Origin of the sequence: Micromonospora sp. NPDC048063, assembly GCF_043202855.1 — a bacterium.
In the GTDB taxonomy this organism is placed as follows: domain Bacteria; phylum Actinomycetota; class Actinomycetes; order Mycobacteriales; family Micromonosporaceae; genus Micromonospora.
On the sequence record NZ_JBIDBG010000002.1, the window covers coordinates 506,464 to 526,084 of the forward strand.

Sequence of the window (19,621 nt, forward strand, 5' to 3'; positions counted from 1 at the left end):
GCTCACCGACGTCGGTGAGTCGGGAAACCGACCGGCTGCTGTGTCACAGACTCCCGCGACGCGTCCATGCGAGGCGGGTGCACCGAGGCCGCCCGGCCACCTTGTTTCGACCCCGGGCAGTCCCGGCCTATCGAGGGAAGGAATCCATTGAGCGACACCACCGACGTGACGTCGGATGTTTCCAACGTCGCTGGCGATGCCACCACCGCCGCCGCCGCCCCCGCCCGTCGTCGGCGCAGCGGCACCGGCCTGTCGGCGATGCTGCTGCCGGAGCTGCAGAGCCTGGCTGCGTCGCTCGGCATCTCGGGCACGGCTCGGATGCGCAAGGGCGAGCTGATCAGCGCGATCTCCGAGCGGCAGGGCGGTGCCACCGCCGGGACCCCTCGACCGCGGGCCGAGGTCGCGGCCGCCGCCGCTCCCGCCCGTGAAGAGGTCCACGCCGAGGTCCGCGAGACCACCGAGCGGCCCAAGGCCGAGCGGCGGGCCGCGGAGCAGGCGCCGGCGGAGCCGGCGCCCGTCGAGACCGAGGCTCGTCCCCGGACCCGGCGCAGCCGGGCCGCCGCCGCCGAGGCGCGGGCCGCCGAGGCCCGTCCCGCGGAGACCCGCACGGAGGAGGCCGAGGCCGGCGAGCGTGCCGACCGGGCCGAGGGCCGTGGCCGCGAGCGTGCGGAGCGCGTTGAGCGTGGCGAGCGGGCCGAGCGTGCGGAGCGTGGCGCGGAGCGCGTTGAGCGTGCCGAGCGCGGCGACCGTGCCGAGCGGGCCGACCGCGCGGAGCGCGGCGAACGGGCCGAGCGTGGCGAGCGGGCCGAGCGTAACGAGCGGGCCGAGCGTGGCGAGCGGGGCGACCGCAACGAGCGGGGCGACCGGGGCCAGCGCGCCGAGCGCGACGCCGACGGTGACGACGACGGCGAGGGCGGCGGCCGGCGCGGCCGGCGCAGCCGGTTCCGGGACCGTCGCCGCGGCCGTGGCGAGCGGGCCGAGGGCGGCGGCGACGGCGGGCGCGAGCCGCAGGTCGGCGAGGACGACGTGCTCGTCCCGGTGGCCGGCATCATCGACGTGCTCGACAACTACGCCTTCGTGCGGACCACCGGCTACCTGGCCGGCCCGAACGACGTCTACGTCTCGATGTCCCAGATCAAGAAGTACGGTCTGCGGCGCGGTGACGCCATCACCGGTGCGGTGCGCGCCTCGCGCGACGGCGAGCAGCGGCGGGACAAGTACAACCCGCTGGTGCGGCTGGACACCATCAACGGGATGGAGCCGGACGAGGCGAAGCGTCGGCCGGAGTTCTACAAGCTCACCCCGCTCTACCCGCAGGAGCGGCTGCGGCTGGAGACCGAGCCGCACATCCTCACCACCCGGGTGATCGACCTGGTCATGCCGCTCGGCAAGGGCCAGCGCGCGCTGATCGTGTCGCCGCCGAAGGCGGGCAAGACGATGGTGCTGCAGGCCATCGCGAACGCGATCACGCACAACAACCCGGAGTGCCACCTGATGGTGGTGCTGGTGGACGAGCGCCCCGAAGAGGTCACCGACATGCAGCGGTCGGTGAAGGGTGAGGTCATCGCGGCGACGTTCGACCGTCCGCCGCAGGACCACACCACGGTGGCGGAGCTGGCGATCGAGCGGGCGAAGCGCCTGGTCGAGCTGGGCCACGACGTGGTCGTGCTGCTCGACTCGGTGACCCGGCTCGGTCGGTCGTACAACCTGGCGGCGCCGGCCAGCGGCCGGATCATGTCGGGTGGTATCGACTCCACCGCGCTCTACCCGCCGAAGCGCTTCCTGGGTGCGGCCCGCAACATCGAGAACGGCGGCTCGCTGACCATCCTCGCCACCGCGCTGGTGGAGACCGGGTCCATGGCGGACACGGTCATCTTCGAGGAGTTCAAGGGCACCGGCAACGCGGAGCTGAAGCTGGACCGGAAGATCGCCGACAAGCGCACCTTCCCGGCCATCGACATCCACCCGTCCGGCACGCGCAAGGAGGAGATCCTGCTCGCGCCGGAGGAGCTGGCCATCATCCACAAGCTCCGCAAGGTGCTGCACTCGCTGGACTCGCAGGCGGCGCTGGACCTGCTGCTCGACAAGCTCAAGCAGACCCGCACCAACATCGAGTTCCTGATGCAGATCGCCAAGTCGACGCCGGGGGAGTGACCCTCCCCGGGTGAGACCGACGAGAAGGGCACGGCCACGCGGCCGTGCCCTTCTCGCGTTCCCGGGCACCCCTTGTCGTTCGCCCGCCCGCCGTCCGTCTGCCCACGACAGTCGCATTCGGTCACCACGCCCGTCGCGCGCGTCATCTGGCGGTGTCGAGCCTGGGCCTGGCGGCAGTGCGCGCGGTCGAGCCGCCCTCGCGGACCGGGGCGGGGAACGGCTCCGGCTGGTCGCATGGACGGGGCAGCTCGACAGCGCGTTCCACCACCCCACCGACGCCGGCGGCGCGGTTGCTGCGGACCGGGCAGCGAAGGGTGGAGTTTTCCTTCGGTTTGGTTGACAGGTATTGAAACTTCTATTCACAGTCCGGTTGACTGTGGCCCATGCGTACCCGCAGACGATCTGCCCGTCTTGCCGGCGTCCTGCTGTTGACGCCGCTGCTCACCATGGCCGGCACCGTGCCGGCGACCGCCGGTGCGCCGGATCCGGCCACCGACCCCTCTGCCACCGCGGCCGAGGACGCCCCCCGCGCCTCCTCGTACCCCGCCGACTCCGTCACGCTCTCCGGCGGCATCGAGCCGGCCGGCGGCCTGGAGACCGCCAAGACCACCCGCCCGGTCGCCCCGGGCCTCCAACTCACCTCCTTCGACCGGTACGACGCCGACGGCTGGCTGCGCGCCGACGCGCTCACGGCCGACCTCACCGGCGGCGTCACCGTCGACTACGTGAACTCCGGCGCGGTCAGCCGGGCCGAGCCGCTGCGCCGCGCGGTGGACGCCTCCCGCGCGGTCGCCGCGGTCAACGGCGACTTCTTCGACATCAACAACTCGGGCGCCGCCCAGGGCGTCGGCATCCGCGACGGCGAGCTGGTCCAGTCCGCGGTCGGCGGGCACCGCAACGCCGTCGCGATCACCACCGAGGGGCTCGGCCGGGTGATCGAGGTGAACTTCGACGGCACCGCGACGCTGCCCACCGGCCCGGTGCCGCTGACCCAGTTCAACAACATGATCCAGGCGAACGGGATCGGCGTGTTCACCGCGCTCTGGGGGTCGTACACCCGGGAACGCGCGGTCGCCGGCGCCGCCCGCGTCACGGAGGTCACGGTGGTCGACGGCCGCGTCGCCACCGTCGGCACGACGGCCGGCAGCGGGCCGATCCCGGCCGGCACCACCGTGCTGCTCGGCCGCGACGCCGGCGCGGACGCCCTCGCCGGGCTGCGCCCCGGCGACCCGGTGACGGTCGCCTGGCAGCCCAAGCCCGCCGACGGCAGCACCCTGCACGCGGCGGTCGGCGGCGGCAACGTGCTGGTCCGGGACGGCGTGGTGCAGAACATCGCCGACGCGACGCTGGCCCCGCGCACGTCGGTCGGCTTCTCCGCCGACGGCCGGCGCATGATCATGCTCACCGTGGACGGCCGGCAGGTCGACAGCCGCGGCGTCACCCAGACCGAGATGGGCCGGATGATGGCCGAACTCGGCGCCCACCACGCGCTCAACCTCGACGGCGGCGGCTCGTCCACGCTGCTCGCCCGGGAGCCGGGCGCGGCGGCCGTTCAGGTGGAGAACAGCCCGTCCGACGGCACGGAGCGCGCGGTGCCCAACGGCCTGGCCCTCTACGCGCCCCAGGGCAGCGGCCGGCTCACCGGGTACTGGCTGGAGACCGCCAGCGACCCGACCAGCGCACCCGGCGTCGCGCCGGTGCGCGGCGGTCGCCCCGACCGGGTCTTCCCCGGCCTGACCCGCCGGCTCACCGCCGCCGGCCACGACGAGACGTACGGCCCGGCGGCCGGCGCGCCGGAGTGGCGGGCCAACCCGGCGGTGCACGGCAAGGTCGACGAGTCCGGTGTCTTCCGGGCCGCGACGCCGGGCCGGACCACCGTCACCGCCTGGCGGGGCGAGGCCAGCGGCACCCTCGACCTCACCGTCCTCGGCCCGCTGGCCCGGATCGACTCCACCGTGGACCGGATCGGCCTGGACGGCACCGACGGCAGCGCGCTGTTCGGGGTGGTCGGCTACGACGCGGAGGGCAACACCGCCCCGATCGAGCCCGCCGACCTGAAGCTCGACTACGACCGGGACCTTCTCAAGATCACCCCGACCGCCGACGGCAACCTCGCCGTCACCGCGCTGCGGGACACCGGCTCGGCGCTGGTCACCGTACGCGTGGGCGGCAGCAGCACCGTGCTGCCCGTCACCGTCGGGCTCACCGACGTCCCGGTGGCCACGTTCGACGACGCGGCGGCCTGGAAGTTCAGCCAGGCCCGGGCCAGCGGTGCCGTCGCCCCGGCGCCGGGGCGCACCGGCACCGGCCTGAAGATGACGTACGACTTCAGTCAGTCCACCGGCACCCGGGCCGCGTACGCCGACCCGCCGGCCTGGATCGACGTGGCCGGCCAGCCGCAGGCGTTCGGCATGTGGATCCACGGCAACGGCACCGGGGAATGGCCCAGCCTGCACCTGCACGACGCGCAGAACACCCAGCACGTCCTGCGCGGGCCACTGATCACCTGGAAGGGCTGGAAGTACGTCGAGTTCGCCGTGCCCGCCGGGGTGCAGTACCCGGTGCGGATCCGCCGGTTCTACGTGGCCGAGACCAACGCCGCTGCCCAGTACCGCAGCGAGGTGGTCATCGACGACCTGGTGGCGAAGGTGCCGCCGACGGTCGACGCCCCGGCCGAGGCGCCGCGCACCGACCGGGTGGTGCTCCGCGACGGCACGGTCGACGGCGCGCCCTGGCGCTTCGCGGTCATGTCCGACGCGCAGTTCGTCGCGGCGGACCCGGACAGCGACCTGGTCGCCCAGGCCCGCCGTACGCTCCGCGAGGTCAAGGCCGCGAAGCCGGACTTCCTCGTGATCAACGGCGACTTCGTGGACACCGCGTACCCGGCCGACTTCGCGCTGGCGAAGCGGGTGCTGGACGAGGAGCTCGGCGGGGAACTGCCGTACTACTACGTGCCCGGCAACCACGAGATCATGGGCGCCCCGATCGCCAACTTCCGGGCCGCGTTCGGCGACACCGAGCGGGTCTTCGACCACAAGGGCACCCGGTTCGTCACGCTGAACTCGTCGACCGGCTCGCTGCGCGGCGGCGGCTTCGACCAGGTGCGGCTGCTGCGCGAGGCGCTCGACTCGGCGGCCGGCGACCCCGCCGTCGGCTCGGTGGCGGTGCTGTACCACCACCCGCCGCGCGACCCGAGCCCCGCCAAGGCCAGCCAGCTCGGCGACCGGAAGGAGGCCGCGCTGTTGGAGCAGTGGCTGGCCGACTTCCAGCACCGCACCGGCAAGGGGGCGGTCTTCGTCGGCGGGCACGTCGGCACGTTCCACGCCGACCGGGTCGACGGGGTGCCGTACCTGATCAACGGCAACTCGGGCAAGAACCCGTCCACCCCGGCCGACCAGGGCGGATTCACCGGGTGGACCGAGTTCGGGGTGGACCCGGTGAGCGCCGCCGAGGCCGACCGGGCCCGGCGGGACCCGCTCGCCGAGGGCCCGAGCTGGGTCGCCGCCGAGTTCCACGCGCACGTCGACGGGCTCGCGATGGCCGCCCCGGCCAGCGTCGCCGTCGGCGCCCCGGCCACGGTCACCGCCACGGTGACCCAGCCGGGCGGGCGTACGGTGCCGGTGGCGGCCCCGGTGAGTGCGGACTGGTCCGCCTCGCCGAACCTGCACGTCGGCTCGGCCGCCGGGCTGAAGCCCTGGCACGTGGCCCGCTTCGACCCGGCCACCGGCACGCTCACCGCCCTGCGCCCCGGCGCGCAGGTCACGCTGGCGGTGGCCGTCAACGGCGTCCACGCCGAGGCGACCGTCACCCTGACCCCCGCCGCCTGAGGTGTAAGGAAGGGCACCTTCCTATCGCCTGGTGCATAGGAAGGTGCCCTTCCTAACGCCGATCTGAGGCCCGCACCGATCCCGGTGCGGGCCTCAGAAGTCGCCCTCGGCGACCTGGAAGACGGTGAGGCCGAGGGCGCGCCACATCCGTACGACCTGCTGGCGGTCGTCGAAGACGCCGACCACCCGGTAGCGGTCCCTGACCTCGTGCTCGTAGATCTCCTGCTTGACCACCGAGTCCTTGCGGTTGTCGCCGACGGCGCGCAGGTGCAGGTCGAGGTAGGGCACCCGGACGTGCCGGGCCAGCCACGCCTCCGTGGCGGGCCGGGCGGTGGCGTCGCGGCCCGAGCAGAAGACCACCCCGTACCCGGCCGCGTGCATCGCCCGGACCGCCGCGATCACCGCCGGGTTCGGCTCGTCCTCGTCGACCCGGGTCATGTCGTACGGGCTGCGCGAGACGTTCAGCGCGACCGTCCCGTCGATGTCGACCAGCACGATCTCCGGCGGCTCGGTCGACGGGGCGTGCACCGTGGCCGGCCGCCCCGTCCGGGCCTGCGGCACCGGCAGCGGCAGCGCGCGCCCCGCCAGGTAGCGCTCGTGCAGCCGGCGGATCCATGCCTCGCCGACCCGGTCGGCCTCCGGGCGGGCGGCGTCGCGGCGCAGGCACTCCGCCAGCGGCACGTCGGTGAAGTCGTGCACCTCGAACTCGGCGCCGTGCCGGGCGGCCAGGTCGGCCCAGTCCCGCAGGGTCCGCGACCGCAGGTTGGTGTCGTCGACGCAGACGTCCGCCCGAACCCGCAGCAGCGCCTCGACCTGCGCCCGCTGCACGACGGTGACCTGCCACTCCGCCCACTGGGTGAACAGCCGCTCGCCGTGCAGCATCCGGCGCAGGTCGTCCCGGTTGACCCGGACCACGGACGGTTGCAGCGTCCGGGCGAACGTGGTCTTGCCGGAGGCGGGGAGTCCCCGGGTGGCGATCAGGCGGGCCATGGCTCCTCCGTGTCGTACGTCTCGGTGGCCGGCGGTGCGTCGCCGCCGTACCCCGGTCGGGGCACGACCGGCGGGCGGCCGTGCCGGGGTGAATGCCCGGCCAGGCGGCGGGAATGCGGGAGACGAGGCGCGCGTTGTCGATGCCGGACCAGCCGTGCGGCCCGATTGCCGGGCCGGCGCCGGCCCATGGCACACTGGTCAATCGGCCACCGGTTCCGGTTCACGCCCGAGCCCGTCGCGCACGAGGCGACGGACACCGACGGCGACCCGGCGACCATCCACGAAAGGACCGAGGCGACATGAAGCCCAACATCCACCCGGAGTACGTGACCACCGAGGTCACCTGCTCCTGCGGCAACACCTTCAGCACCCGCAGCACCGCCAAGGGCGGCTCGATCCACGTCGAGACCTGCAGCGCCTGCCACCCGTTCTACACGGGCAAGCAGCGCGTCCTGGACACCGCCGGGCGGGTCGCGAAGTTCCAGCAGAAGTACGCCAAGGTTCAGGCCAAGAAGGCCAAGTAACTCCTCGTTCGGCGCCCGCGCCCGGTTTCGTGCCGGTCGCGGGCGTCGTCCGTATCCGCCCCGGTTCCGCCTCCCGTCCCGTCGTCGTCGAAGGAGCTTCCCCCGCATGAGCAGCGAGCGCCTGGCCGCCCTCCTCGACGAGTACGCCGAGCTGGAGAAGCGGCTGGCGGACCCGGCCATCCACGCCGACCAGGGCACCGCCCGCCGGGTCGGCCGTCGGTACGCCGAGCTGGTCCCGCTGCACAAGGCGGCCGGTGAGCTGGAGCAGGCCCGTGCCGACCTCGCCGCCGCCCGGGAGTTGGCCGCCGAGGACCCGTCCTTCGCCACCGAGGCGGAGTCGATCGCGGCGACCCTGCCGGCGCTCGAGGAGCGGCTGGCCGAGCTGCTGATCCCGCGCGACCCGCACGACGCCAAGGACGTGATCGTGGAGATCAAGGCCGGCGAGGGCGGCGAGGAGTCCGCGCTCTTCGCCGGCGACCTGCTGCGGATGTACACCCGGTACGCCGAGCGGCGCGGCTGGCTCACCGAGGTGATCGATGCCCAGGACTCGGACCTCGGCGGGGTGAAGGACGTCTCGCTGGCGATCAAGACCAAGGGCGTGCCCGAGGGCGGCAACGGCGTCTGGTCCCGGCTCAAGTGGGAGGGCGGCGTGCACCGGGTGCAGCGCGTCCCGGTCACCGAGTCGCAGGGCCGGATCCACACCAGCGCCGCCGGCGTGCTGGTGCTGCCCGAGGCCGAGGACGTCGACGTCACCATCGACCCGAACGACCTGCGGATCGACGTGTTCCGCTCGTCGGGTCCGGGCGGCCAGTCGGTGAACACGACCGACTCGGCGGTGCGGATCACCCACGTCCCGACCGGCATCGTGGTCTCCTGCCAGAACGAGAAGTCCCAGTTGCAGAACCGGGAGCAGGCGATGCGGATCCTGCGCGCCCGGCTGCTGGCGGCGGCCCAGGAGCAGGCCGACGCGGCCGCCTCGGACGCCCGCAAGGCACAGGTGCGTACCGTGGACCGCTCGGAGCGGATCCGCACCTACAACTTCCCGCAGAACCGGATCACCGACCACCGGATCGGCTACACCGCGTACAACCTGGACCTGTCCCTCGCCGGGGACCTGGACGGCGTCCTCGACGCCCTGGCGGAGGCCGACCGCGCCGCCCGCCTGGCCGGCGACACGGAGCTGACCCGTCGCTGACCCGCCGGCCGGCCGAGGAGAAGGCGGGGGTCAGGAGGCGCGGGGGCGGGTCTTCGCGCGGAGCATCTCGCGGTCGGCCGCCTCGAAGGCGGCGCTGAGGGCGTCGCGCAGGCCGGGGCCGGTGGCGCCCACCTCCGCGAAGCCGACGCTGACCCCGACCGGCGTGCCGGGCACCAGCGACTCCCAGTCCTCCGCCCGCACCGCGGCGTCGATCCGGCGGCCCACCTCGGCCGCCTCGGCCATCCCGGCGTGGGGGAGCACCACCACGAACTCGTCGCCCCCGTAGCGGGCCACGAAGTCGCCCCGGCGCATCACCCGGTTGATCACCCCGGCGACGCGCTGGAGCACCAGGTCGCCGGAGTGGTGCCCGTGCCGGGTGTTGACCGCCTTGAAGCCGTCCAGGTCGCAGACGCCGATCACCACCCGGTCGCCGCCGGCGACCACCGTGGCGATGTAGCGCTCCAGCCGGCGCCGGTTGGGCAGCCCGGTCAGCGGGTCGGTCAGCGCCTCGCCCTCGAAGCGGGCCGCCTCGCGGCGCATCTCCTCGTGGTCGATGCGGGCGGCGATGCCGTCGATGTAGACGTCCCGGAGCCGGTCGTTGCGCTGGGCGGCCAGCCGGAACGCCAGCCGGTCGGCCCGGTGGGCCGCCGCGTGGTCGCCGGAGCGGGCCAGGGCGATGCTGCGCAGCCGCGCCGGCTCGGCCGCGCCCAACGTCTCGCTGGAGACCTGGACGGTGTCCAGCCGGGTGACCGCCTCGATCGGCCGGCCCTCGGCGACGGCGAGGCAGACCTGGCCGAGCTGGCGCATGTCCCGGGCCCGGGCGCTGTCCCCGCCGTGGCCGAGCAGCCGCGCCGGGGCGGCGTCCGTGCCGACCTCCAGCCGGTCGCCCAGGGCCCCCCGCCGGGCGGCGGCGTAGCCGTACGCGGCCAGGCTGCTCGGGCGCAGCCTCCCGGCCCGGCCGCTGCGCAGGAACCGGTCCAGGTCGGCGGCGACGTCCCGCAGCACCCGCAGGCAGCCGTCGCTGTCGCCGTTGTGGTCCAGCGCCACCGCGTTGCGCAGCCGGATGCCGGGCGCGGCGAACGTCTCCGCCGGGATTCCGGCGGCCGTCCCGAGCTGCCGGGCGCGCTCGATGGCGCCGAGGGCGTAGCCGTGGAAGCTGAGGTAGGAGTAGGCCATCGCGAGGTCGTGCCAGCCCCACGCGGTGTCCCGGTCGGGATCCGGCACCGCGCCCAGCGCCCGGGCGGCCTTGACCAGGTGCGTGACGCAGCGGTCCAGCGCGCCCTGGTGGTGCGCGGCCAGCGCGGCCAGCGCGTTGAGGTGCCCGTGCAGGTAGGGCTCGGCGAGGTCGCGGACCGCGGTGGAGGCCTCCTCGACCGCCCGCGTGTATTCGGCCGTCCGGCCCAGGTTGATCACCGCCGAGAGGCGCTGCACCAGGGCGTCGGCCCGCGCGTACGGGTCGGTGGTGGTGCCGATGACGCGGTCGAGGATCGCGTACGCCTCGGCGGAACGGCTGGACTCCTGCAACGCCCGCGACCGCGTGAGGGCGTCAACCTGGTCGGTGACCCGGTCGAGCCAACCCACCCGCGACCTCCTGTCGGTGTGCGCCCGGACGCATCCGCTCGTGATGTCCGGCGCGACGCCTCATGATTATCTCGTGACGACCGCGCCGCAACAGCCGTCCGAAGGGACGAGACGACAACGCCCTTCCGTGGCGGTGTCCCGGGCGGCCCGGGCGCTGGCCGAGGCCGGCGTCGAGGCGGCCCGCGCCGAGGCGGAGCAGTTGGCCGCGTACGTGCTGGGGGTGCCCCGGGGGCGGCTCGCGCTGGCCGACGACCTCACCGCCGACCAGCTCGACCGGTTCGACGGGCTGGTCGCCCGGCGGGCCGACCGGGAGCCGTTGCAGCACCTCACCGGCGTCGCCGGCTTCCGGCACCTGGAGTTGGCCGTCGGGCCGGGTGTCTTCGTGCCGCGGCCCGAGACCGAGCTGCTCGCCGGCTGGGGGATCGCGCGGGCCGGGCGCCTGGCCGCCCCGGTGGTGGTGGACCTGTGCAGCGGCTCCGGCGCGGTCGCCCTGTCGGTCGCCCAGGAGGTGCCGGCCGCCCGGGTGGTGGCGGTGGAACGCTCGGCCGACGCGCTGCCCTGGCTGCGGCGGAACGCGGCGACCCGGGCGGCGGCGGGGGACCGGCCGATCGAGGTGGTGGCGGCGGACGTCACCGCCCCGGACCTGCTGGCCGACCTCGTCGGCCGGGTCGACGTGCTGCTCTGCAACCCGCCGTACGTGCCCTCCGACGTGCCGGTGCCGCCGGAGGTGGGCCGGCACGATCCGGCCAGCGCGGTCTTCGGCGGGGCGGACGGCCTGGCGGTGATCCGCCCGGTGGTCGCGCGGGCGGCGGCCCTGCTGCGCCCCGGCGGGGCGCTCGGCGTCGAGCACGACGACACGCACGGCACGGCGGTGCCCGACCTGCTGGCGGCGGACGGTCGGTTCGAGGCGGTGGCCGACCACCCGGACCTGGTCGGGCGGCCCCGCTTCGCCACCGCGTCCCGCCGGGCGGACGGCCCGCACGCCGCCGTCCACCCGGCGTGGCAGACTGACTCCTCGTGATGCTCTACGACTGCCGGTCGCCCGCCGACCGGGACCGCGGCATCGCTGCGGCCATCGAGGCGGTCAAGAACGGCGAACTCGTCGTCCTGCCGACGGACACGGTCTACGGGATCGGCGCGGACGCGTTCACCCCGTACGCGGTCAAGGCCCTGCTGGACGCCAAGGGCGGCCGGCACGTGCCGCCGCCGGTGCTGATCGGCTCCCGGCACACCCTCGACGGCCTGGTCTACTCGCTGCCCCAGGCCGCGCGGGACCTGGTGGAGGCGTTCTGGCCCGGCGCGCTGACCATCGTCGTCGAGCACTCGCCGAGCCTGCGCTGGGACCTCGGCGACACGTCCGGGACGGTGGCGGTGCGGATGCCGCTGCACCCGGTGGCGCTGGAGGTGCTGCGCGAGACCGGCCCGATGGCGGTCGCCTCGGCCAACAAGACCGGCCAGCCGGCCGCGCTCACCGCCGAGCAGGCCCGCGACCAGCTCGCCTACTCGGTGCGGGCGTACCTGGAGGCGGGGCCCTGCCCGGACCCGGTGCCGAGCACCATCGTCGACCTCACCGGCGAGGTGCCGCAGGTCCTCCGCCAGGGCGCCGTCCCGCTGGAGAAGCTGCGTGACGTGGTGCCGGACATCCTCGTCGGCCAGGGGGTCTGAGTGCCGCCGTTCACCGTGTTGCACGTCTGCATGGGCAACATCTGCCGGTCCCCGATGGCCGAGCGGCTGCTGGCCCTCGCCGTCCGGGAGCGGCTGGCCCGGCGGGAGGCCGACCCGGGCCGCGCCGACGAGCTGGTGCACAGCCACAGCGCGGGCACCGGCGGCTGGCACGCCGGTGAGGAGATGAACCCGCCGGCCGCCCGCCAGGTCACCACCCGGGGCGGCAGCACCGACGGCTTCGCCGCCCGCAAGCTCCGCTCGGACCACATCGACGCCGCCGACCTCGTGCTCACCGCCACCGCGGACCAGCAGGAGTACGTGGTGGCGCTGCGTCCCGACGCCGCGGCGCGCACCTTCGTGCTGGGCGAGTTCGGCCGGCTGCTCGCCGCGGTGGACGCGGCCGGGCTGCCCCCGGCCGAGGCCAACCCGGAGGAGGTGTACGCGCGCGGCGTGGCGCTGGTGGCGGCCGCCCACGCCGCCCGGGAGGGCACCACCGCCCTGCCCACCGACGATCTCGACGACCCGTGGGGGCGCGGCGACCAGTGCTTCAGCCGGGTGGCCGACGAGATCGAGGAGACCGTCCACCCCCTCGCCGCCGCGCTCCTGCCGTAACCGCCCGCCGCGCTCCGGGCAGGCTGCCGCCGTGGCCGTCCACCCGCGCCGCCGGACTCGTGCCGTAATTCGCCGGAGTTACCCTCGCGCGTGAGTTTCCTGCGGGTTTGGGGGAAAGGGGCGGTGGAGAGGGCCTTTCAGGTCATTCTGGGTGGGTCCTGACCGGCTCCTGCGGGGAGAGCTGATGACCCGGGCACACCTCGAAAGACTGTTCACCGTGCTGCTCGCCGGCGTGCTCGCCGGCGTGGCGCTCGCGGCGGCGGCCCTACCGACCGCGCTGGTGTTCGGCATCGGGTTCTCGGCGCTCGCCGCGCCGTACTCGGAGCTGCCCAACACGTTGCGCACGCCGCCGACGGCCCAGCGGTCGAACCTCTACGCCAACGACGGCACCACCCTGATCACCTCCTTCTACCAGGAGGACCGGGTGGACGTGCCGCTGGCCGAGGTCGCGCCGGTGATGCGGCAGGCGATCGTCGCCGCCGAGGACGTCCGGTTCCACGAGCACAGCGGGGTCGACCTGCGCGGCGCGGTGCGGGCCTTCACGGTCAACCAGGGCAGCGGGGAGACCCGGCAGGGCGCGTCCACGCTGACCATGCAGTACGTCCGCAACGTGCTCAGCAACGACCCCCGGCTCAGCGAGCGGCAGCGCGCCGCCGCCACCGAACTCACCACCGCCCGGAAGATCCAGGAGATGCGGTACGCGCTGGCCCTGGAGCGGGAGCTGACCAAGGACGAGATCCTCGCCCGCTACCTCAACATCGCCTACTTCGGGGCCGGGGCGTACGGGGTGGCCGCCGCGAGCAAGCGCTACTTCTCCAAGGCACCGGCGGATCTCACCCTGGCCGAGGCCGCGCTGCTGGCCGGGCTGGTCCGCTCCCCGCACACCGACGACCCGATCAACGGCGACGCGGACGCGGCGCTCGCCCGCCGGGCGTACGTGCTGGACCGGCTGGTCGAGTCGGGGCAGGTCCCGGCCGCGGCGGCGGACCAGGCCCGGGCCGAGCAGTTGCACCTGCGCCCCAGCCAGACCCCGAACGACTGCACGGCGGTGCCGGAGGAGCACGCCGACTGGGGCTTCTTCTGCGACTGGTTCACCCGCTGGTGGAACGCCCAGCAGGCGTTCGGCGCGACGGTCGACGAGCGGCAGCTCACGCTGCGTCGGGGCGGCTTCTCCATCGTCTCCTCGCTGGACCCGGCCGTGCAGCGCGCCGCCACCGAGCAGGTCCGCCGGATCTACTCCCTGGACGACCGCCGGGCGGCGCCGACGGCGGTGGTCCAGCCCGGCACGGGCCGGGTGCTCGCCATGGCGGTGAACCGGAACTACAGCGTGGCCGGCAACCCGGCCGGGCAGAAGAACCACCCGAACACGGTCAACCAGTTGGTCGCCGGGGGCGGGGCGATCGACGGCTACCAGGCCGGCTCGACGTTCAAGATCTTCACCATGCTGGCCGCGCTGGAGTCCGGGCTGCCGCTGGACACGGAGTTCGACGCGCCGGAGCGGATCGTGACCGAGTTCCGGGCGACCGGGGCGGCTAGCTGCGACGGGTACTGGTGCCCCCAGAACGCCAACAGCGACATGGACGGCGAACACACCATGTGGACGGCGTTCGGCAACTCGGTCAACACCTACTTCGCCTGGCTGGCCGAGCGGGTCGGCGCGGACCGGGTGGTGGAGATGGCCGAGCGGCTCGGGATCGTGTTCCGGGCCGAGGACGACGCGCGGCTGGCCCGCCACGGGGCGCGCGAGTGGGGGCCGTTCACCCTCGGCGTCTCCGCCACCACCCCGCTCGACCTCGCCGGCGCGTACGCGGCGGTGGCGGCCGAGGGGACGTGGTGCGCGCCGCTGCCCGTCGTCTCGGTGACCGACGCGGCGGGCCGGCCGGTGGCCGCCGCGCGGCCGGACTGCCGGCAGGCGGTCGACACGGACGTGGCCCGGGCGGCGGCCGACGCCGCCCGCTGCCCGGTCGGCGACCAGTCGATGTACCGGGAGTGCGACCGCGGCACCGCCGAGGGGCTGCGCCGGCAAGTCGGCCGCCCGGTGGCCGGCAAGACCGGCAGCTCGGACGGGTACGCGACCGAGACCGTGGTCGCCTTCACCCCGCAACTGGTGGTCGCCTCGATCGCCACCAACCCCGACGACCCGCGCGACGCGGTCGGCCAGCGGGTGCAGGGGCAGCTGGTCGAGGCGGTGGGCGAGGTGCTCTCCTTCGCCCTGCGCGACCAGCCGGTCCGGGACTTCGTGCCGCCCAGCGAGGCGACCGCCTTCCGGCACACCGGCGCCCGCACGGGCAACTGACCCACTCAGGGGGTCTGCTCGGCGCCCCGGGCGATGTTGCGGGCCATCCCGCCGAAGACCACCGCGTGGAAGGGCGCCACCGCCCCCCAGTACGCGTGCCCGGCCAGGCCGCGGGGCAGGAACACCGCCCGCTGGTGGTAGCGGCTGCGGCCGCCGTCGAGCGGGGCCACCCGCATCTCCAGCCAGGCCCGGCCGGGCAGCCGCATCTCGGCGCGCAGCCGCAGCAGCTCGCCCGGGACGATCTCCTCCACCCGCCAGAAGTCCAGCGCCTCGCCGACCCGCAGGCGGTGCGGGTCGCGCCGGCCCCGGCGCAGCCCCACGCCGCCCACCAGCCGGTCCAGCCAGCCCCGGGCGGACCAGGCCAGCGGGAACGAGTACCAGCCGTGCTCCCCGCCGACGCCCTCGACGACCCGCCACAGGGCCTCCGGCGACGCGTGCACGGCCCGCTCCCGTACGTCGGTGTAGGCGGTGCCGCCGGACCACTCCGGGTCGCTGGGCAGCGGCTCGGCGGGCGCGTCCGGGCCGCTCGCCGTCGACCAGCGGGTCTCCACCTCGCCGTCGCGCACCTTGACCAGGGCCAGCGCGACCGCCTGGTCGAAGCTGGTCAGCCCCTCCGGCGGGTCCGGGACGTGGGCGGCGATGTCGTGCTCGCGGGCGACGGCCTCGTGGACCAGGCTCTCCACCAGCGGCCGGGCGATCGCGTTCGGCACCGGGGTGACCAGCCCGACCCAGTACGAGGAGAGCGACGGGGTCAGCGGTCGCACCGGCACGATGATCCGGCGGCGCAGCCCGGCCACCCGCGCGTAGCGCTGCACCATGTCCTGGAAGGTGAGGACGTCGGGCCCGCCGACGTCGAAGGCGCGGTTCACCTCCGGCGGCAGGCTCGCGCAGCCGACCAGGTAGCGCAGCACGTCCCGGACGGCGATCGGCTGGATCCGGTTGCGGACCCAGCGCGGGGTGACCATGCCCGGCAGCCGTTCGGTCAGGTGGCGCAGCATCTCGAACGAGGCCGAGCCGGACCCGATGATCACCGCCGCCCGCAGCACCGCCGTCGGCACCCCGCTGTCCAGCAGGATGCGTCCCACCTCGGCCCGCGAGCGCAGGTGCGCCGACGGGACCTCGCGGTGCGCCGCCGGCTCCGGCCCGCCGAGGTAGACGATCCGGCGTACGCCCGCGGCGCGGGCCGCGGCGGCGAAGTTGACCGCGGCCTCCCGGTCGGCGGCCTCGAAGCCGGCCTGCCCGAGCGAGTGCACCAGGTAGTACGCGACGTCCACGCCCTCGAACGCGGCCGCCAGGGTCTCCGGCCTGCGCAGGTCGCCCTCGGCGATCTCGGCGCGCTCCGCCCAGGGCACGTCCCGCAGCCGGCCGGCCCTGCGGGCGAGGCAGCGCACCGTGTGCCCCTCGGCCAGCAGCCGGGGCGCGAGCCGCCCGCCGATGTAACCCGTGGCTCCGGTGACCAGGCATCTCACGGCTTCCAGTGTGCCGCCCAATAGACTCTGGCGCTGTGGCTACTGAGACGGGCACCTTCTGGGGGCCGGACTTCGATCAGCTCCGCGCGACGGACCCGGAGATCGCCGGGGTGGTGCTGGGCGAGCTGGACCGGCTCCGGGGCGGCCTCCAGCTGATCGCCAGCGAGAACCTCACCTCGCCGGCGGTGCTGGCGGCGCTCGGCTCGACGCTGACCAACAAGTACGCCGAGGGCTACCCGGGCCGGCGCTACTACGGCGGCTGCGCCGAGGTCGACCGGGCCGAGGAGATCGGCATCGCCCGGGCGAAGGAGCTGTTCGGCGCCGAGCACGCCAACCTCCAGCCGCACTCCGGGGCGAGCGCCAACCTGGCCGCCTACGCCGCGCTGGTGCAGCCGGGGGACACGGTGCTCGCCATGGACCTGCCGCACGGCGGCCACCTCACCCACGGCAGCCGGGTGAACTTCTCCGGCAAGTGGTTCCACACCGTCGGCTACACGGTGCGGCGGGACACCGAGCTGATCGACTACGACGAGGTGCGCGACCTGGCCCTCGCCCACCGCCCCAAGATGATCATTTGCGGCGCGACGGCCTATCCCCGGCTGATCGACTTCGCGCGGTTCCGCGAGATCGCCGACGAGGTCGGGGCGTACCTGATGGTGGACGCGGCGCACTTCGTCGGGCTGGTCGCGGGGAAGGCCGTCCCGTCGCCGGTGCCGCACGCCGACGTCGTCTGCTTCACCACGCACAAGGTGCTGCGCGGGCCGCGCGGCGGCATGATCCTCTGCCGGGAGCCGCTGGCCCAGCGCATCGACAAGGCGGTCTTCCCGTTCACCCAGGGCGGGCCGCTGATGCACGCCGTCGCCGCCAAGGCCGTCGCGCTGCGCGAGGCCGCCCAGCCCGAGTTCCAGGCGTACGCGGCGCAGGTGGTGAGCAACGCGCAGGCGCTCGCCGCCGGGCTGGCCGCCGAGGGCATGCGCCCGGTCTCCGGGGGCACCGACACCCACCTCGCCCTGATCGACCTGCGCGAGGTCGGGGTGACGGGCGCGGACGCCGAGGCCCGCTGCGACGCCGCCGGCATCACGCTGAACAAGAACGCCGTCCCGTACGACCCGCAGAAGCCGATGGTGGCGTCGGGTATCCGCGTCGGCACCCCGAGCGTGACCACCCAGGGGATGCGGGAGGGCGAGATGCACCGGATCGCCGGGCTGATCGCCCGCGCGGTGCGCACCGATCCCGCCGCGCCGGGGGGCGCCGACGAGCTGACCCGGATCGCGTCCGAGGTGACCGCGCTGGTCGCCGACTTCCCGGCGTACCCCCGTGGCTGAGCCCGGGGTGCGCGAGCCGGCGGCGACCGCGGCGGCCGGCCGGCGCTGGCGGCTGCGGCACCTGCCGGTCCTGCTGGCCGCCAGCGGCCTGCTGATCGCGGTGGCCGCGCTGGCGGGGGCGCTGGCCGGCGGCGCGGACGCGGCGCTGGGCGCGGCGGCCGGGGTGGGTGTCACGGCGGTCAGCTACACCCTGACCACGGTGGTGCTGGCCTGGGCCGACTCGGTGAATCCGCAGCTCGTGCTCCCGTTCGGCCTCGGCCTGTACGCGGCCAAGATGACCCTGCTGGGCGTCGTGATGGTGGCCGTGGCGTCGACCGGCTGGCCCGGGCTGATCCCGCTCTGCCTGGGCATCGCCGCCGGCGTGGTGGTCTGGACCGGCGTGCACATCTGGTGGCTCACCACCGTGCACGCCCGCCGTCCCCGCTGAGCCCGCCGCAGGTGGCGGGCACGGTGGTGGCCCACGGCCCGGACGGCGCGGAAATGTGTCCGCCACCGGTCATTTGCACGCTGGCGGAAGGGGAGTAGCGTGCCCACAGACGACGCTGCCCGCCACCGGCCCACACAACGACGGTTGTGCGGGGGGCGAGGCACAGCCTCGTATTCCCGGCTGATATCGTTCGCCCCGTCATGGCTGGTGACCAACCCCCCCGACCCAGCGGCGGCCCGGACGACGTTCCGACCGGAGCCGGCCAGGGTTGGACCGCGCTCACATACCTGATCGCGGGCATGCTCGTGTGGGGCTTCATCGGCTGGCTGGTCGACCAGTGGCTCGACACCGGCGGCATCGCCACCGGGATCGGCGTCGTGCTCGGCATGGCCGGGGGGATCATCCTGGTCGTCCGTCGACTCGGCACGCCTACTTAGGAAGGGACGCGGTGTTCGGACAGGCGAACGTCCTGGCAGCGGGCCAGGCGGCATTCCCACCCAGCGTGGAGGACTTCTACCTGCCCAGCATCCTGCCCTGGGGTGCGCACGACTCCTACTGGTTCACCAAGATCACGGCCATGGTCTGGATCGCCGTCGGCGTCCTGATCATCTTCTTCCTGGCCAGCTACCGTAAGCCGCAGCTGGTGCCGACCAAGAAGCAGTGGCTCGCCGAGTCGATCTACGGCTTCGTGCGCAACAACATCGCGGTCGACATGATCGGGCACGCGGGTGTGCGGTTCGCGCCGTACTTCACCACGCTGTTCTGCTTCATCCTGCTGACCAACTTCTTCGCGATCGTGCCGCTGTTCCAGATCTCGCCGAACTCGCACATCGCCTTCCCGGCCTTCCTCGCCGTGATCAGCTACGTGCTCTTCATCTACGCCGGCATCAAGCACCACGGCGCCGGGAAGTTCATCAAGAACTCGCTCATCCCGCCGGCGCCCTGGTACATCCTGCCGCTGCTGATCCCGATCGAGTTCTTCTCGACCTTCCTCGTCCGGCCGTTCTCGCTGGCCGTGCGTCTCTTCGCGAACATGTTCGCCGGCCACATGCTCCTGCTGGTCTTCACGCTCGGCGGCTTCGCGATGCTCAACGCCAACGCCTGGCTCGCACCGGTCTCGGTGCTGTCCTGGGCGATGACCGTCGCGCTCACCTTCCTCGAGTTCCTGGTGATCGTCCTGCAGGCCTACGTCTTCACCGTGCTGACCGCCAGCTACGTGCAGGGCGCGCTCGCCGACGAGCACTGATCCACCTCGCACCAACAGTTGTCGTCCCGCGTGACCGTCACGCGTGATAACCAGGAGGAACCCACTAATGGACATCTACGCCGCGGTAGAGGGCAGCACCGCCGCCATCGGCTACGGTCTCGCGGCCATCGGCCCGGGCATCGGTGTCGGCCTGGTCTTCGCCGCCTACATCCAGTCGACCGCCCGCCAGCCGGAGTCGTCCCGGATGACCCTGCCGTACGTCTGGATCGGCTTCGCCGTCATCGAGGCGCTCGCGCTGCTGGGCATCGCCTTCGGCTTCATCTGGCAGGGCCCGATTCAGTAATTCCGC

Annotated in this window: 16 protein-coding genes; 13 read left to right on the top strand and 3 right to left on the bottom strand. The window is 74.1% G+C overall.

All coding sequences use genetic code 11. From position 1 onward, the window contains the following. Positions 1-147 precede the first annotated feature (147 nt). Both rho and ACGFZ2_RS07125 read left to right on the top strand, forming a co-directional pair. Positions 148-2,154 (top strand): transcription termination factor Rho, encoded by a 2,007-nt coding sequence (gene rho, locus ACGFZ2_RS07120; RefSeq protein ID WP_393450974.1) that lies wholly within the window; start codon positions 148-150, stop codon positions 2,152-2,154. Positions 2,155-2,537: 383 nt separating this feature from the next. Beyond that, positions 2,538-5,981, top strand: a complete 3,444-nt coding sequence (locus tag ACGFZ2_RS07125; RefSeq protein ID WP_393450977.1) for a phosphodiester glycosidase family protein — start codon at positions 2,538-2,540, stop codon at positions 5,979-5,981. Between the two features lie 93 nt (positions 5,982-6,074). On the opposite strand, the gene ACGFZ2_RS07130 is transcribed toward ACGFZ2_RS07125, so the two are convergent. Beyond that, complete coding sequence (locus tag ACGFZ2_RS07130; protein ID WP_393450980.1) at positions 6,075-6,971, bottom strand: AAA family ATPase; 897 nt, start codon at positions 6,969-6,971, stop codon at positions 6,075-6,077. A gap of 299 nt (positions 6,972-7,270) precedes the next feature. Between ACGFZ2_RS07130 and rpmE the strand changes: the two genes are divergently transcribed. Both rpmE and prfA read left to right on the top strand, forming a co-directional pair. Next, the gene (gene rpmE / locus ACGFZ2_RS07135) at positions 7,271-7,495 is read left to right on the top strand and encodes a 50S ribosomal protein L31 (RefSeq protein ID WP_350686436.1); all 225 of its coding nucleotides are present in this window, start codon (positions 7,271-7,273) and stop codon (positions 7,493-7,495) included. A gap of 106 nt (positions 7,496-7,601) precedes the next feature. Further along, positions 7,602-8,690, top strand: coding sequence for a peptide chain release factor 1 (gene prfA, locus ACGFZ2_RS07140; RefSeq protein ID WP_393261041.1), 1,089 nt, complete (start codon positions 7,602-7,604; stop codon positions 8,688-8,690). A 30-nt stretch (positions 8,691-8,720) separates the two neighbouring features. Here prfA and ACGFZ2_RS07145 read toward each other — a convergent pair whose 3' ends face one another. Continuing rightward, complete coding sequence (locus ACGFZ2_RS07145; protein ID WP_393450983.1) at positions 8,721-10,271, bottom strand: GGDEF domain-containing protein; 1,551 nt, start codon at positions 10,269-10,271, stop codon at positions 8,721-8,723. A 43-nt stretch (positions 10,272-10,314) separates the two neighbouring features. Between ACGFZ2_RS07145 and prmC the strand changes: the two genes are divergently transcribed. The 4 genes from prmC to ACGFZ2_RS07165 all read left to right on the top strand — a co-directional run bounded on the left by prmC (position 10,315) and on the right by ACGFZ2_RS07165 (position 14,844). Beyond that, positions 10,315-11,292 carry a peptide chain release factor N(5)-glutamine methyltransferase gene (gene prmC, locus ACGFZ2_RS07150; RefSeq protein ID WP_393450986.1) on the top strand — a complete coding sequence of 326 codons (978 nt, stop codon included), beginning with the start codon at positions 10,315-10,317 and terminating at the stop codon, positions 11,290-11,292. After that, complete coding sequence (locus ACGFZ2_RS07155) at positions 11,292-11,936, top strand: L-threonylcarbamoyladenylate synthase (RefSeq protein ID WP_350704136.1); 645 nt, start codon at positions 11,292-11,294, stop codon at positions 11,934-11,936. Before prmC ends, ACGFZ2_RS07155 begins: the two co-directional genes overlap by 1 nt. Beyond that, positions 11,937-12,548: a phosphotyrosine protein phosphatase gene (locus ACGFZ2_RS07160; protein ID WP_393450989.1), complete on the top strand. Its 612-nt coding sequence runs from the start codon at positions 11,937-11,939 to the stop codon at positions 12,546-12,548. 184 nt (positions 12,549-12,732) lie between these two features. Then, the gene (locus ACGFZ2_RS07165) at positions 12,733-14,844 is read left to right on the top strand and encodes a transglycosylase domain-containing protein (protein WP_393450992.1); all 2,112 of its coding nucleotides are present in this window, start codon (positions 12,733-12,735) and stop codon (positions 14,842-14,844) included. A 5-nt stretch (positions 14,845-14,849) separates the two neighbouring features. Here ACGFZ2_RS07165 and ACGFZ2_RS07170 read toward each other — a convergent pair whose 3' ends face one another. Then, complete coding sequence (locus tag ACGFZ2_RS07170; protein WP_393450995.1) at positions 14,850-16,313, bottom strand: SDR family oxidoreductase; 1,464 nt, start codon at positions 16,311-16,313, stop codon at positions 14,850-14,852. 35 nt (positions 16,314-16,348) lie between these two features. Between ACGFZ2_RS07170 and glyA the strand changes: the two genes are divergently transcribed. The 5 genes from glyA (at position 16,349) to ACGFZ2_RS07195 (ending at position 19,615) form a co-directional block, all read left to right on the top strand. Beyond that, positions 16,349-17,638 (top strand): serine hydroxymethyltransferase, encoded by a 1,290-nt coding sequence (gene glyA, locus ACGFZ2_RS07175; protein ID WP_393261028.1) that lies wholly within the window; start codon positions 16,349-16,351, stop codon positions 17,636-17,638. After that, a complete protein-coding gene (locus ACGFZ2_RS07180; RefSeq protein ID WP_393261025.1) occupies positions 17,631-18,065 on the top strand; it encodes a hypothetical protein in 435 nt (144 codons plus the stop codon). The genes glyA and ACGFZ2_RS07180 overlap by 8 nt, the downstream gene beginning before the upstream one ends. 200 nt (positions 18,066-18,265) lie before the next feature. Continuing rightward, positions 18,266-18,502, top strand: coding sequence for an AtpZ/AtpI family protein (locus ACGFZ2_RS07185; RefSeq protein WP_350703604.1), 237 nt, complete (start codon positions 18,266-18,268; stop codon positions 18,500-18,502). 11 nt (positions 18,503-18,513) lie between these two features. Then, positions 18,514-19,311 (top strand): F0F1 ATP synthase subunit A, encoded by a 798-nt coding sequence (atpB, locus tag ACGFZ2_RS07190; RefSeq protein ID WP_393261022.1) that lies wholly within the window; start codon positions 18,514-18,516, stop codon positions 19,309-19,311. Positions 19,312-19,378: 67 nt separating this feature from the next. After that, the gene (locus ACGFZ2_RS07195) at positions 19,379-19,615 is read left to right on the top strand and encodes an ATP synthase F0 subunit C (protein WP_357698819.1); all 237 of its coding nucleotides are present in this window, start codon (positions 19,379-19,381) and stop codon (positions 19,613-19,615) included. The last annotated feature ends 6 nt before the right edge of the window (positions 19,616-19,621 follow it).